The organism is Leptotrichia sp. oral taxon 879 str. F0557 (assembly GCF_000469385.1).
GTDB lineage: Bacteria > Fusobacteriota > Fusobacteriia > Fusobacteriales > Leptotrichiaceae > Leptotrichia > Leptotrichia mesophila.
Genome location: NZ_KI271304.1, coordinates 88,842 through 102,558 on the forward strand (window position 1 = coordinate 88,842; position 13,717 = coordinate 102,558).

Here is a 13,717-nt window from a genome sequence, read left to right on the forward strand (position 1 = left end):
TATAATTATGGCATTTGATTTTAAGAAGGAATTTAAAAAATTTTATAAACCGTCAGAAAAACCTGAAATTATAGAAATCCCTAAAATGAATTTTATAGCAGTGCGAGGAAAAGGAAATCCCAACGAAAAAGATGGCGAGTATCAGAAAGTAGTTGAAATGTTATATGGAGTTGCCTATACCCTTAAAATGAGTTACAAGACACAATATAAAATTGAAGGATTTTTTGAATATGTTGTTCCTCCGTTGGAAGGACTCTGGTGGCAGGAAAATGTAAAGCATGAAAATTATCTGCTAAACAAGGAATTATTTAACTGGATTTCTTTAATTAGAGTGCCTGATTTTATTAAAAAGGAAGATGTGGAATGGGCTATAAAGTGTGCTACTGAAAAAAAGAAAAAGGATTTTTCAAAAGTTGAATTTTTCAGCTATAACGAAGGACTTTGTGTACAATGTATGCATACAGGAAGCTACAATGATGAACCTGAAACTATCCAAAGAATGAATGAATTTGCACAAAATAATGGATATAATATAGAATTAACAGAAAAAAGATATCATCATGAAATTTATTTAAGTGATCCAAGAAAGGCAGATATAAATAAACTGAAGACAGTGATAAGACAGCCTGTTAAAAAATAGGGAGAAAATTATGCAAGGATATTCAAGTAAAAAAGAATTGATAGATGAAATAAATAAAAGAGCTGTATTATTTATTAATGAATTTTCAGAAATTACTGATGAAAATAAAGATACTTTTGTAGATGAAGTTGAGAAAAGTCCTGTTCAAATGATTGCTTACCAGCTGGGATGGATGAATTTAATACTTTTATGGGAAGAGAAAAATAAAAATGACGAAACAGTTATTACTCCTTCAGAAAATTACAAATGGAATAATTTAGGTGGGCTTTATCAATCATTTTATAAAAAGTATGAAAATTATTCAATAAAAAAATTAATTGCAGAATTTAATATAACCGTAAAAAAAATAACTGATTTAATTGAAATTTACACAGAAAAGGAGTTGTTTGAGCAAAATCAACGACAATGGGCTTCTTCCACGCCAAGCAACTGGCCAATCTGGAAATGGATTCATATAAATACAGTCGCTCCTTTTAAAACTTTCAGGACAAAAATAAGAAAATGGAAAAAATTAAAAATTTGACTTTCTTTGTATTATAATTTATAATATTTTCAATTCTTTTAAAACTTTTTAAAATTAAACTATTAAAAACGAAATAATTTTATTTGGTTTTAAAATAGAAAATTAATTGCAACTAAGAAAGGACAAAATGATAATGAAAAAAATAGTTTTTTTAATTTTAGATGAATTTGCAGACTGGGAAACTGCATTTTTGGCTTCGGCATTAAATGAAAAAAATATAACTCAAAATTATTCAGTCAGTTATGCTTCAACCGATAAGGATGTTAAAGTATCAATGGGTAATTTAAAAATGCTGCCTGATATGACATTAGAAGAAATCACAGAAGACAATACTGATGGATTGATTTTAATTGGAGGAAAAACTTGGAGAAATCAGAGTTTTGAAACAAACTACACAATTATTGAACTTGTTAAAAAATTTAAGAATAATCCAAATAAAGTTGTGGGAGCAATTTGTGATGCCGCTTATTTCCTTGCAACTAATGGTCTTCTAAATGATTGCAAACATACTGTAAACAATCTTTCAGAAATAAAGGATAATGAAAATTATACAAATTCTGAAAATTTTGTGAAAGCAGAATCAGTAATCGATGGAAAGACGGTAACTGCAAGAGGTGACAGTCCTGTTCATTTTGCAAAAAATGTGATGAAAGCGTTAGGCGATATTCATGAAAAAAATATAAATTTCTTTTTTGATATGTATACAATTGGATTTGAAAAGGCTTTTGAAAAACATTCCGATGAATAAAAAGTTAAAGGGAGTGACTTATTCACTCCCTATTTTTGAATTATTTTCCCAATTCTTGTTTCAATCCTTCAACTTTATCCAGCTTTTCCCAAGGTAAATCAATATCGGTTCTTCCAATATGTCCGAATGCCGCTAAATCTTGGTATCTAAATGATGGTTTTCTCAAGTTTAATGATTTTTGGATTCCATTTGGTGTTAAGTCAAATAATTTTGCAACAGCCTCTTCGATTCTTGTTTCTTCAACTGTTCCAGTTCCAAATGTTTCTACACGAATTGACACAGGTTCAACAACACCTATCGCATAAGATAGCTGAACTTCACATTTTGTAGCAAAGCCTGCTGCAACAATATTTTTGGCAATCCATCTTGCCGCATAAGCTGCCGATCTGTCAACCTTTGATGGATCTTTTCCAGAAAATGCTCCTCCACCATGTCTAAAGTATCCACCATAAGTATCAATTATAATTTTTCTTCCAGTTAGTCCAGAATCTCCGTGAGGTCCTCCAATTACAAATCTTCCAGTCGGATTAATATGGAATTTTCTTACATTTTCAATATTCAAGCTATATTTTTCCAACACAGGTTTTATCACAAGCTCTTTCAAATCCTTTTCAATTTGCGCATTTGTAACATCTTCATTATGCTGTACTGATAAAACAACTGTATCAACATTTAACAATTTTCCATTTTCATCATAAGCTAACGTAACTTGTGCCTTTGCATCTGGTCTTGCCCAAGCGAGTGTTCCATTTCTTGTAATTTCAGTTAATCTTTGAATAATTCCACGGGATAATACAAGCGCTAAAGGCATTAATTCTTCAGTTTCATTAACTGCCCCTCCAAACATAATCCCTTGATCTCCAGCTCCACCAGTGTCTACTCCCATCGAAATGTCAGGCGACTGTGAATGAATAGTATTTAACACACCACAGTCAGAGTCAAATCCCATTCCTGGACGGTATCCGATTTCATAAATTTTATCTCTAACAATCTTCTGCACATCCACATAAGTCTTAGTCGTAATTTCCCCCCCAACTACTACAAGCCCAGTAGTTGCAAATGTCTCACAAGCCACTCTTGAATTTTCATCATCTGTTAAGCAAGCATCTAATATTGAATCTGAAATCTGATCACAGATTTTATCTGGATGTCCCGGTGATACGAATTCCGATGTAAAGTAAATTTTTTTAGCCATTTTATTTCCTCCTAATTTTTTTTAGTTTTATTTAAGAATATTATTTTAAAAACATATTCGCTCTAAAAAATTTGAATTCAAACTTTATTTTAAAATAAAAAAACTCTTCCTGCAAGGAAGAGAATTAAAATTCTTATCTTTGCATTCAATGCCGGATTTAGCACCTTGTTTTTACAGGTTGCTGGATACTCAAATGGGCCGGTCCCTAGTATCTCTCTTGATAAGTTTTATTAAATTATTTTTATCATTAAACATATTTATAAATAACATAAATTTAATTTTGAATTTCAAATATTTTTATTGTAAAATAAGTATATAATATTTTTCTCAAAATGTCAATATAAATTTATTTGTACTCCATCGCTTTTTTCTTCATAATATCATCTATACTTGAATTTGAAGATTTATTATTAGGTTTTGGAGTTTGTGTCTGTTGTTTTTCCGATTTAGCCTCATTTTTCGTAGCCTCTTCAGCTTTACTCTTACTCTTTACATTGCTAAGAGTACTTTCTGTAAGGCTTTGAGAAGAATTTCCATTTCCAAGGAAAGCCTTTGCTTGTTTTTCGTTTGATTTTTTTTCATTAATTACTCCGCCTTTCTCAATTCTTTCAACTGTAGCAGCGGCATTTTTATCTCCATTCTTAGCAGCTATTTTATACCATTTAAGAGCTTCTGCCATATTGTTTTGCTTATGGTATGACAATGCGATTGGCATAGCCATTGCTTTATTTCCTGCATTATAGGCTTTCAATAGATATGGCCGTGATTCAGACTGTTTTCCTCCATCATACAGTATTGCTCCTATTTCAATATTTGCTTCCTTCACACCACGATTTGCAGCTTTTTGAAACCATCTTACAGCCTCAGAATTATTTTTTAACTGCTTATTCAAAAGTGCAACCCTTATATCAGCTTCCTTAATTCCAGCATTATATGCCTTTTCGAACTCGGCTTTGGCTTCACTATATCTTTTCGCTTTTATTAAATCAACTCCTCTATTATATGCTTCTGCTCCTGGACGCATTTTTATTTGTCTCATCTGCATCTGTTGTCTTCCTTCATGTGTAGCTGCTGTTTTTGGAAGTTTTGCGATTAATTTATTAGCCTCTTCATTATTTCCTTCCTGCTTTAATATCACTGCAAGGTTATAAATTGCTTCAGGATAATTTCTGTTTACCCCATACTGAAGAATTTGTTTTACTTTCTCATTATTTTTCAAGTTGTAGTAAAGTTGAGCAAGGGACATTATCGCTTCTTTATCCCCATTTTCAGCTTTTATTAACGCTTCTGAAACTTTTAAAGGGTCAATCTGATTATCAATCAAGTTCTGCTGCTCTTCAGGAGTCAAGTTTCTTATCTCAGGATTCCCCTGCGCCTGTCCTCCAAGATTAAAAATATCTGTATTAATATCCTTTGTTTGCTGTTGCACCTGTTGATTATCCTTCTTTTCATCCTTTTTCTTTTTAAAGCAAGAAACTGACATCATTCCAATGGCTAAAATTACTATTACAAACATTATTTTTCTTTTCATTCGTTTCTCATTCCTCTCTTTCAAATTCTTTTTATTTTATTTATAATTTTTAATTTAATATATTTTTTTGCATCTAAAACGATCCTAATTGTGTTGCATCCAATATTTTATACATAAAATCTGTGCTCGCCTTCGTGGTTGGCTCATCATCAAAATTTACTGTAAACAAACCATCCTTATTTTCCCATAATCTATCAAAATATGTATAGATATCTTTTGTCAGCTTAGAATTATTATTTGTCAAAATTCTAAAATTAGCATCCATTATGTAACCACGTATATTTTTTTTGATTAAATTAGCCGAACCTGTGTGTATTATAACATTGCCATCTGTTTTTTTGATTAGTGTTATCTTTGTGTGATATTGCTCATTATTTGTAAAATACCATTTCACTTCTATTTTATTTTTAGTTTTTTTCTTCAATTTCTTAGAAACAGGTTTGTTAGGCAGTCCGTTCGTACTCATTCCAAAAGCATCTCTACTTCTATCAAAAATAATCCGAACTTTTACACCACGATTTGCAGCTTTTATCAATCTATCGACAACACCTTTATCAGCAAGAAAATACATACCCATAAGTATTTCGTCCCCAGCTCTGGCACTATCAATGTCTTTATCCAGATGTTCCCCAATTTTTGCCTCTGTCACAAATTGTAGCTTATATTTATTATTTTCATCATCAAATCTTGTAATCGTATCCTCATTTTTATGATTTTCATTTTCAGAATTTTGACTTTTTTCAGGAAGTTCTCCAATCTGTGCAAACCTTTTGGTTTCCTCTTCCACAAACTCTTCCTTTTTTTTCTCAATTTCCTTAATTTGCTTTTCAGTTTCAGAAAAACTGTCTACCTCAATTTTTTCATTCTCAGTTGAATATCCAATTTGGTTATTATCTATTTTATTTTTCTGCTTTTGAATAACATCAATTTTTCCATTTGAAAATCCAGCCACAAGCTGTAATCCATGTAAAACATCTTTTGTAATTTCTCCATTAGCTGATATTGCTACATTTTCATGAAAATAGCTCGGATCGTGAATATTAGCACTTGAAACTACAACATTTTCCTCATTCAAAAATATTTTTCTGTGATCCGCCTTTACATTCAATGCCCTCAATAAATTTCTCAAAGTCAATTTAGGCCACATAGGCCCATAAAAGTTTCCAATCCATCCTTTCCCCTGTGGATTCCCATGAGGTGCAATCAATGTTCTCCAAATTGGCGAATACCAAGGAAACGTATCCTTGAGCTTAAAAATATCCACCATTATAACCTCAATCCCAGCATTTTTCATATCTGTAATAAATGGATGCTCAAAAGCCCCGTATAAATTATTATTCTCATCTGAAAGCACATATACCTTCAAATCAGGATTTTCCATCTTCTTTTTAATAAGCCTTCTTGTATACTCCTTAGCAAACTCTGGAAAATGCTCCTTATCCTTATTATAAATGTCATTAAACAAAAACATCTCCACAATCAAATAATCCTTTGCTTCATCCACAACCTTATAAGTCGCCTCCCAAATCTTTCTGTCATATCGAATATTCCCATCCTTATCCAGATAAGTCAAATCATAATGAAACTCAACGTTATCGCTATCTCTCAATGGACCTTCATAATTTACTCCAAGTGGAGGAGTTTTTATTGTGGAACATGAAATTGTAAAGGCTGTTAAAATACCAATTAATAAATACTTTTTTCTTCTTAAATTCATTAATTTATTCTCTCTTTCACCATTTTAAATTTATTTTTTTATTCTCAATTTAACCATCCTTTTTCATTTTTACCAAAATTTCTAACTAACTAGGTTATTTATCCACTTCTTGCTCTTCAATCTCCAGATACACGGAAATATTTTTATAATTTCATCACTGCATGAAAGTAAATATACAAATACAACTGGGAATCCTAAATACAATCCAGAAAAATATGTTACTGGAATCGCAATAAACCAAAGCGGAATCAAATCAACAAACATTGTCCAAAGCGTATCCCCTCCTGAACGTAAAATTCCAACTAATAGCTGTAAACTTATTGCTTTTACAAAAATTACAAATACCTCTGCCTTTACAACCTCTTTTGCTAACGGATAACTTTTTTCATTTACATGCTGCAGTATAAATGGACTGAAAACAAATACAATTGCTCCAATAATAATCCCTGAAATAACAGCTACCTTTAATAAAATTATTGAATAGTCATAAGCATTTTCTTCCCTTCCAGCACCAATCTCGTTACCAATTATAGCCGAAGTTGCACTCGAAAGTCCAAATAACAATGTCAATACAAGACTGCTAATTGATTTTACAACCTGAACTGCGGCTGCAAAATTTGTTCCCATTCTTCCAAAAATCATTACATATACACTTGCTCCAAGTACCCACAATATTTCATGAATAAACACAGGGAGTGATATTTTCATAACTTTCACAAAAAAATCCATTGATAAATCAAATAATTCATTTATTTTCCCTGCAATTGGCAATTTTAACTTATAAATCACATAAATTATATAAAAAGTACTTATAATTCTTGCAATAACTGTTGCAACTGCAGCACCACGCACTCCCATTGCTGGAAATCCGAAATGTCCAAAAATTAGAACATAGTTAATAACCACATTTATCAAAAGTCCAACAACGCTTGAATAGAAAGAATATTTTGTTTTTCCAATTGCACGGAGCTGTATATTAAATGCAAATCCTACTCCCACAAGTGGATAAGCCCAAGCTACTATCCTTAAATATGAAGCTCCAATTTCTATAACTTCTTTGTCATTTGTAAATACTGAAATTACAAGTTTGGGTACAAATAACCCAGCAAAAAGGAACAGCAACGAAAATAAAAAACCGACAATAACAGTTATTCCAAGACATCTCTTCAGATTTTTGTAATCCTTATTCCCAAAATACTGTGCTGCTAAAATTCCTCCACCACTATTCATCCCAAAAAGCGATGTCATAAAAATCATAAACACCTGATTTGCAAAACCTAATCCTGCAACAGCAATCGTTCCAAGCCCAAGAGTTACAATCTCTTTCCCCACCATAAACATATCAACAAAGTTCATGAGTGCGTAAATCATATTTTCAATTGCCACAGGCAATCCAATATTAATAACCTTTTTATAAACCAATTTTTTATTTAATGCTTTTTCTTTCATTTATTTCCTTTCTTTTTTATTGATATTTTTTTAGATTTTCTTAATTAATTTAGTTTGATTTACAATAACTTTTCTATAATTTTTATATTTTTTCTTTTAAAAAATCAGTCATCACTCTTTTTAAAAATATAATAATTTTAAATTTGATTATAGTGACTACTTCAATAAAAAATTTATCAAGCAAAATTTCGTTAAAGAAAGTTTTGCGTCAAACTGGAGTAGTTCGTAGAACTTTCGCCACAACTATTGAGTGATAACTAGTTAAAGATGTTAAAATAAGTGTTATTACGAAATAAGAGATATAGTGTCTGATACCTCTGCTTAAAATAAATTTGAATATAAATAAAATTAATAAAAAACAATTATAAGTTTTTAAAGATAAATTCTTAAAGTAATTTACTAATAAATCTATTTAATCTAAATCCTCCAATGTTGAATATTCTGAGAATATCAACAAATGATCTGACACATATTTCTTTATTATAGCATAGTTATTATTTTTTATAAAGTTATAAACTCCAAAATTTCCAGTAAATTCTTTTGTTTTTTCAAAATTTATGAAAAAATTATCATAAGAACTTACAAGTTTACTATCCGAAAGTGTAGTCAAATTTTCTTCAGGATTTAAAATATACTTGACGTTATATTTATCAGCCATATTTTTAAAAGCCATATTGTCAGCAGGCGTATTAAAATCCCCAGCGATAATTATATCATCCTCATCTGTCAATTTAGAAAAATATTCATAAACATTGACATAATTTGCCGCCTCCAATAGCCTCTGCTTTTCTTTATCACCAAAAACCGAATGTGCAATCACATACACAAAATCAAAATTTCCAGCCTTAAAATAAGCACCATACGGCTCTCTCATAAACTCATTCTCATCCTTTTCCTTATAAAATCCAAGCTCTCTTACCTCAGAAAATCTGCTTTTCCTATAAATAAATGCAAAATATTCACGATAATTTTCACTTCCTACAGAATTTTCTGAAATAATATAATCCCATTTCTCTTTAGTCAACTTTTCTAAATACGCCTGGACTTTCTTAACTCCTTTCTCATTCATGACCTCTTCTAGTCCAATTAAATCAAACTTTGCTAAAATTTTTGAAAGTGTCCGATAATCTTTTTGTTTCTCACCAAGACGCATAGCATTAAATGACGCAACTAAAATTTTATTCTTATCTCTATTTACATCAATTGTCTCGTTTATCTTTTCTTTTCTAAAACAAGAAAATATTCCAAAAACTAAAAATATAAAAACTAACCCTCTAATTATTTTATTCTTCATCTCAATCAACCCCTTAATTTTTTTATTTATTTTCTAAAATATTATTATACCCTTTCTCTTCTACAACAAATTCTATTTTCTTTTCCTGACATATTTTTCGTATTTGTAAAAAAATTGCTAAATAATTTTGAGAATAATCTCTTTTTATAAAAAAATACAAAAAATTTTTATATTTACTGCCATTTTTTTGAATTATTACTATTCTTTTATCATTTAAAGGTTTTGGATGTGTCATTTTTATTATATTTATATTTTCATAAGAAAATTTCTTTTTATCAATCATAATTTCATAGTCATTTAAAATTAATCTGCTCGGAGAATTTATTATCTGAAAATATCTTTTCCAATGTTTAAAACCTTGATATGCAAAAAATAAAAATGTTGAAATCGGAACGCTATAGAATAAAAATTCTGCAACAGAAATTGGTATCGTTAATTTAAAATCTAAGGCAATTACTCCAAAAAATGTAATAAAAGCCATTATGATTCCTGATGTTATATAAAAAACTGTAACCTTTATTAAATTAGACCTTTGTATTTTACTCTTTTTTAAAAATGAATAATCTCCTAATTCAAAAATTTTTTCTTCCATAAATTTCACCTTTCTTTTCTTATTTTTCTATCTTAAATTCAATATTATTCATAACACACCATTTTGGTATTTCTTCCAAAATTTCCAAAAATTTCTTTCGCTCCCTCTTAACCAATTCGTAATCTAGCATCTTTGTAAAAGTTACACCGAAATTACAACGTATTTCCTCTCTTCTCTTAGATATTCTAAACTCCAGATTATATTTGCTCGCTTTATCCACAGCCATACTCATAATTTCCTCAGCTTTTATTCTGTTAATATTATATCCAAAGTTTATAACTATTCTATCTTGATAAAAAGCTATACTGTAAATCATTGCTTCCAGCTTTTTTCTTAAATTATTTTTTTTAATAAAAAATTTTACAATTATTATAAAAAAAATTATTGTTACTATAGCTGGATTTAAAAATTTTATATATGCAAGAATTAGCAATGTTAAAACATAATAAAACACTTCTGTAAACGATAAATTTAGAAAATTTACAAATCCAGAATTTTTCTTAAAATCACTCAAAAGTTCATCTTTTCTGATTTTAAAAACTTTTTTCTCATAATTTGATAAAAATTTTTCTCGTGCCTCATTGTCTTCTATCTGCTCATTATATTTCTCTTGAAGTTTTTCCCTGCTCATTTTTCTTGACTCATGATTCCAAATCCACTCATTTATCAATTTATCCTTCATATGAAATTTTTGTTCATCCAAAATCAGCCTTTTCGTTTTCAAACTTTCGATATAATCCCCCAATTTTTTGAACTCGTAATCATCCAATTCACTTACATCAATTTTATTGCCATTTAAAAATTTTAGTTTCCTATACTTCACTAATTTTTTGTACCTATTTCTATCTACATTTCTAGGATGAGGTTTTATAATTTCCCAAAACAGACTAATTCCTGTTTTATACACATATTCTGTTTCGATAGTTCTTTCATCAAATTCCTCAATCGAAACAGTTTCTTTTAGTTTATCATATTCAAAATAATAAATTATTTCATTTTTTATTATAATTTTCTTTTCAGAAAATGATATTTCATAAATTTTTTTATCCATTTGTCTCAACTTTCATAATTTCAAAATTTATATTTTAGAAAAATTTTAATATCCATTTATTATAAATTCAACCCTATTTTCAAAGCACCAATTTCTAATACTCTTAAACAGCAACACATATTCAGGATATTTCCATTTCGCATTTACTCCACTTGGCACAATAAGAAATTTCTGTTTCCTGATACTACTTTCTATTATCAATACTTTTGGAACATCAAAAATTTTAAAATATGATTTTTCCATAATTTTTAATCCTGTCATAGTTATTTTTTTTACATCAGATTTATAAAATTCTTTTTTACCTATTGTTATTTTTAAATTATCTATCGTTATATTTTGAGGAAGTTTTTTATGAATTTTTTCCTTCATGTTCGAATAATACGCAATATAAAAAATTATTAAAATAGTTTCTACAATAATAGCATAAATCAAATGAATTATAAATTTTTCAGTTCCTTTTTCTGAAAAAAATATAAAAATTACAAAATTAATGATTGATATTACAAAAAATTTTATTTTTATATCCATTTCCTTTAAAATTGAAAGTTTTTCTCTCGGAATATTAAAATTTTTCTCTTCCAAAATATCATTTTCATATTTTCCAACTTTTCTTTTAAATAAATGCTTATATTTCCAAATATATGTCTTTAATTCGTTTCCTTCTTTTGAAGTTATCCACGAAATATTTTTCAAATATATTTTTCCATTTTCTGTAAATTTCAAATATCTCTTTACTTTTATTCTTAAACTTTTTATATGACTTTCTACACTTTCCACTATCCGCACATCATTTTTTATAATATCTAAAACTTTTTCTTCTCCGGCAAAATTAAAATAACTAATTTTATTACGCTTTACGATAATTTCTTTTCTAAAACAACTTATCGAAGTATAAAAAATTATAGCTAAAAATGTAACAGGAAAAATTTGAGGAATCTGCAATAAAAACTCTCCAATAATTACAAACGGTATAAAAGATACCAAAAGATTATAAAATATTATTTGAATAATTTTCCATATTTTTATTTGATATGTTTTTTCCATATTTTTTAAAAAACTCCTATTTAAATTTAAAAATATTCTAAATTATATTCACTCAAATCTTCATAAATTCAGAGTTTGTTATCTTCTCAACATCTTAGCTGCAATCTCCACCATCCTAATTGCCAGTTCATGGTTTTCCCCAAACAAATTATAAGCTCCGTCTTCGCTCAAAACTCCACATTTCAAGTCTTGTGGCAAAACACCGTTATTAAAGTCTTCTACATCTAAAAACCAGTTTTCGCTGCTGTAATATTCATCCAGTTTTTTATAATCTGGCAAATTTTCTTCCAATTTGTCTAATGCTTCATTCAACTCTCTAAAAATATCCACTGATTTATCCATAATTTTTTCCATTTCCTCAACTCTTTTTATTTTATCATTTTTCATAAAATTTACCTCTTTTTTATATTTTAATTTTTTATTAATTTTTTCTTGTCTTTTCAAAAAAAGCTACCGTTTTTTCGATAGCTACATTTTTATTATTATAATTCTAAATTGCTATTAATTTGCTCTTTCAATATATTCACCAGTTCTCGTGTCAATTTTGATTTTATCTCCAATTGCTACGAATAGAGGCACTTGCAATTCATATCCTGTAGATACAGTTGCTGGCTTTGTTGCACGTCCAATTGTATCACCCTTTAATCCTGGTTCTGTATAAGTTACTTCTCTAATTACTGTATTTGGCAATTCTACACCAACTGGAATTCCTTCATACATCAATACTTGAATAATCATTTCTTCTTCCAAGAAATTTACTGCATCTCCTAAATCTTCAGCTGATAAAGTAATTTGCTCAAAAGATTCCTGATCCATGAAATTATATTCTCCGTCAGTTTCATATAAAAATTGCATTTGATTTCTATCAAGAATAATATCGTCCATAAGTTCAGTTGCTAAAACTGTGATTTCTTGTATTTTTCCTGAGATTAACTCTTTTGTTTTAAATTTTACTTCTGCTGCTCTTTGTCTTTTTCCTGATGTTGACTGATGTCTTTCAGCTTTTAGTATTAAATATGGAATATTATCCTTTCTATATGTGCTTCCTTGTCTTAATTCTGCTGCTGGTTTCATTAATTTTTTCCTCCTAAATTTTTACTTTATTTTATGATTTATTTTTTAACTTAATTTACTATTTATTCTAAAAATAAACTTGATTTCCCTAACTAATATTTTATCAAATAAGTTGCAGTTACTACTACTCTCATTTTTTTATAAATTTGATTAGCCTCATTTTCATTAATTTTTCTCACATCTTCTGTATCTTCTAGTATCTCAAATTGCCCTTGACTAATATTTTTTAGTCCACCAATTTCATTATTGTTTACTTTTAACATCTCAATTGCTCTTATTTCTGCATTTCGAGAAGCATCTACTACCATATCTTTTTTATATCTTTCGATATTTGTTATAAAAAATTCCGGCTCATTTACCTGAATATTGTTACTTTGTAGCTTTAACTCTAATAATTTTTGAAAAAACTCTTCGACTTTGTCAATATTCTTCGTTACAATTGAAATTGTTTCAACTCCCTCATAATCTGAAATTTTAGCATTTTGCATAATTGGAGTAGAAATTGCTGTTGTCTGCTGTTTTACATTCGATGAAGCTTCAATATAATTTGGCTGAATTCTTAAATTTCCAATACTATAATCATTTGAATCAATTTTTAGATTTTTAATCAAATCTGTTGCCAATTTTTCTTTTTCTGATATACTTTTTTTCAATTCGTCGAGATTTTCATTTTTATCAGAAATTACGATATTTATGAGTGCCTTATCTGCTTTTATTCTACGTTCCGCTACTCCTTTTACTGTAATTCTGTTTTCATCTTTATTTGCTTTGTTCATGGCATTTGAAATTAATGCCGCAGATATTATTAATCCAAAGGACAATATCGTAGGAATTATTATAAATTGTATTTTTTTCAATT

The 13,717-nt window shown here is 28.7% G+C and carries 14 protein-coding genes and 1 riboswitch; of the genes, 3 read left to right on the forward strand and 11 right to left on the reverse strand.

The window, feature by feature from the left end:
- Positions 1 to 7 precede the first annotated feature (7 nt).
- The 3 genes from HMPREF1552_RS04125 to HMPREF1552_RS04135 all read left to right on the forward strand — a co-directional run bounded on the left by HMPREF1552_RS04125 (position 8) and on the right by HMPREF1552_RS04135 (position 1,911).
- Complete coding sequence (locus HMPREF1552_RS04125; RefSeq protein WP_021743839.1) at positions 8 to 640, forward strand: GyrI-like domain-containing protein; 633 nt, start codon at positions 8 to 10, stop codon at positions 638 to 640.
- A gap of 10 nt (positions 641 to 650) precedes the next feature.
- Positions 651 to 1,163, forward strand: coding sequence for a ClbS/DfsB family four-helix bundle protein (locus HMPREF1552_RS04130; protein ID WP_021743840.1), 513 nt, complete (start codon positions 651 to 653; stop codon positions 1,161 to 1,163).
- A 133-nt stretch (positions 1,164 to 1,296) separates the two neighbouring features.
- Positions 1,297 to 1,911 (forward strand): DJ-1/PfpI family protein, encoded by a 615-nt coding sequence (locus tag HMPREF1552_RS04135; RefSeq protein WP_039901148.1) that lies wholly within the window; start codon positions 1,297 to 1,299, stop codon positions 1,909 to 1,911.
- A 40-nt stretch (positions 1,912 to 1,951) separates the two neighbouring features.
- On the opposite strand, the gene metK is transcribed toward HMPREF1552_RS04135, so the two are convergent.
- The 11 genes from metK to HMPREF1552_RS04190 form a co-directional block, all read right to left on the reverse strand.
- Positions 1,952 to 3,106, reverse strand: a complete 1,155-nt coding sequence (gene metK, locus HMPREF1552_RS04140) for a methionine adenosyltransferase (RefSeq protein ID WP_021743842.1) — start codon at positions 3,104 to 3,106, stop codon at positions 1,952 to 1,954.
- A 130-nt stretch (positions 3,107 to 3,236) separates the two neighbouring features.
- Positions 3,237 to 3,333: riboswitch (SAM riboswitch) on the reverse strand.
- Positions 3,334 to 3,452: 119 nt separating this feature from the next.
- Positions 3,453 to 4,637, reverse strand: a complete 1,185-nt coding sequence (locus HMPREF1552_RS04145; RefSeq protein ID WP_021743843.1) for a sel1 repeat family protein — start codon at positions 4,635 to 4,637, stop codon at positions 3,453 to 3,455.
- 73 nt (positions 4,638 to 4,710) lie between these two features.
- A complete protein-coding gene (locus tag HMPREF1552_RS04150; RefSeq protein ID WP_021743844.1) occupies positions 4,711 to 6,354 on the reverse strand; it encodes a phospholipase D family protein in 1,644 nt (547 codons plus the stop codon).
- Positions 6,355 to 6,435: 81 nt separating this feature from the next.
- Complete coding sequence (locus HMPREF1552_RS04155) at positions 6,436 to 7,803, reverse strand: MATE family efflux transporter (RefSeq protein WP_021743845.1); 1,368 nt, start codon at positions 7,801 to 7,803, stop codon at positions 6,436 to 6,438.
- A gap of 412 nt (positions 7,804 to 8,215) precedes the next feature.
- Positions 8,216 to 9,097 carry an endonuclease/exonuclease/phosphatase family protein gene (locus HMPREF1552_RS04160; protein WP_021743846.1) on the reverse strand — a complete coding sequence of 294 codons (882 nt, stop codon included), beginning with the start codon at positions 9,095 to 9,097 and terminating at the stop codon, positions 8,216 to 8,218.
- Positions 9,098 to 9,119: 22 nt separating this feature from the next.
- The gene (locus HMPREF1552_RS04165; RefSeq protein WP_021743847.1) at positions 9,120 to 9,689 is read right to left on the reverse strand and encodes a hypothetical protein; all 570 of its coding nucleotides are present in this window, start codon (positions 9,687 to 9,689) and stop codon (positions 9,120 to 9,122) included.
- A 19-nt stretch (positions 9,690 to 9,708) separates the two neighbouring features.
- The gene (locus tag HMPREF1552_RS04170; protein WP_021743848.1) at positions 9,709 to 10,740 is read right to left on the reverse strand and encodes a hypothetical protein; all 1,032 of its coding nucleotides are present in this window, start codon (positions 10,738 to 10,740) and stop codon (positions 9,709 to 9,711) included.
- Positions 10,741 to 10,785: 45 nt separating this feature from the next.
- The gene (locus tag HMPREF1552_RS04175) at positions 10,786 to 11,784 is read right to left on the reverse strand and encodes a hypothetical protein (protein WP_021743849.1); all 999 of its coding nucleotides are present in this window, start codon (positions 11,782 to 11,784) and stop codon (positions 10,786 to 10,788) included.
- Positions 11,785 to 11,862: 78 nt separating this feature from the next.
- Complete coding sequence (locus HMPREF1552_RS04180) at positions 11,863 to 12,171, reverse strand: DUF4298 domain-containing protein (protein WP_039901149.1); 309 nt, start codon at positions 12,169 to 12,171, stop codon at positions 11,863 to 11,865.
- Between the two features lie 114 nt (positions 12,172 to 12,285).
- The gene (gene efp, locus HMPREF1552_RS04185) at positions 12,286 to 12,858 is read right to left on the reverse strand and encodes an elongation factor P (RefSeq protein ID WP_021743851.1); all 573 of its coding nucleotides are present in this window, start codon (positions 12,856 to 12,858) and stop codon (positions 12,286 to 12,288) included.
- 92 nt (positions 12,859 to 12,950) lie between these two features.
- On the reverse strand, positions 12,951 to 13,715 hold the full coding sequence (locus HMPREF1552_RS04190) for an SIMPL domain-containing protein (RefSeq protein ID WP_039901151.1): 765 nt from the start codon (positions 13,713 to 13,715) through the stop codon (positions 12,951 to 12,953).
- Positions 13,716 to 13,717 lie beyond the last annotated feature (2 nt).

Coding starts and splice junctions, on each gene's coding strand:
- HMPREF1552_RS04175 (WP_021743849.1), bottom strand. CDS start 11,784: ATGGAAAAAACATATCAAATAAAAATATGGAAAATTATTCAAATAATA.
- metK (WP_021743842.1), bottom strand. CDS start 3,106: ATGGCTAAAAAAATTTACTTTACATCGGAATTCGTATCACCGGGACAT.
- HMPREF1552_RS04125 (WP_021743839.1), top strand. CDS start 8: ATGGCATTTGATTTTAAGAAGGAATTTAAAAAATTTTATAAACCGTCA.
- HMPREF1552_RS04145 (WP_021743843.1), bottom strand. CDS start 4,637: ATGAAAAGAAAAATAATGTTTGTAATAGTAATTTTAGCCATTGGAATG.
- HMPREF1552_RS04180 (WP_039901149.1), bottom strand. CDS start 12,171: ATGAAAAATGATAAAATAAAAAGAGTTGAGGAAATGGAAAAAATTATG.
- HMPREF1552_RS04150 (WP_021743844.1), bottom strand. CDS start 6,354: ATGAATTTAAGAAGAAAAAAGTATTTATTAATTGGTATTTTAACAGCC.
- HMPREF1552_RS04155 (WP_021743845.1), bottom strand. CDS start 7,803: ATGAAAGAAAAAGCATTAAATAAAAAATTGGTTTATAAAAAGGTTATT.
- HMPREF1552_RS04160 (WP_021743846.1), bottom strand. CDS start 9,097: ATGAAGAATAAAATAATTAGAGGGTTAGTTTTTATATTTTTAGTTTTT.
- HMPREF1552_RS04165 (WP_021743847.1), bottom strand. CDS start 9,689: ATGGAAGAAAAAATTTTTGAATTAGGAGATTATTCATTTTTAAAAAAG.
- HMPREF1552_RS04135 (WP_039901148.1), top strand. CDS start 1,297: ATGAAAAAAATAGTTTTTTTAATTTTAGATGAATTTGCAGACTGGGAA.
- HMPREF1552_RS04170 (WP_021743848.1), bottom strand. CDS start 10,740: ATGGATAAAAAAATTTATGAAATATCATTTTCTGAAAAGAAAATTATA.
- efp (WP_021743851.1), bottom strand. CDS start 12,858: ATGAAACCAGCAGCAGAATTAAGACAAGGAAGCACATATAGAAAGGAT.
- HMPREF1552_RS04130 (WP_021743840.1), top strand. CDS start 651: ATGCAAGGATATTCAAGTAAAAAAGAATTGATAGATGAAATAAATAAA.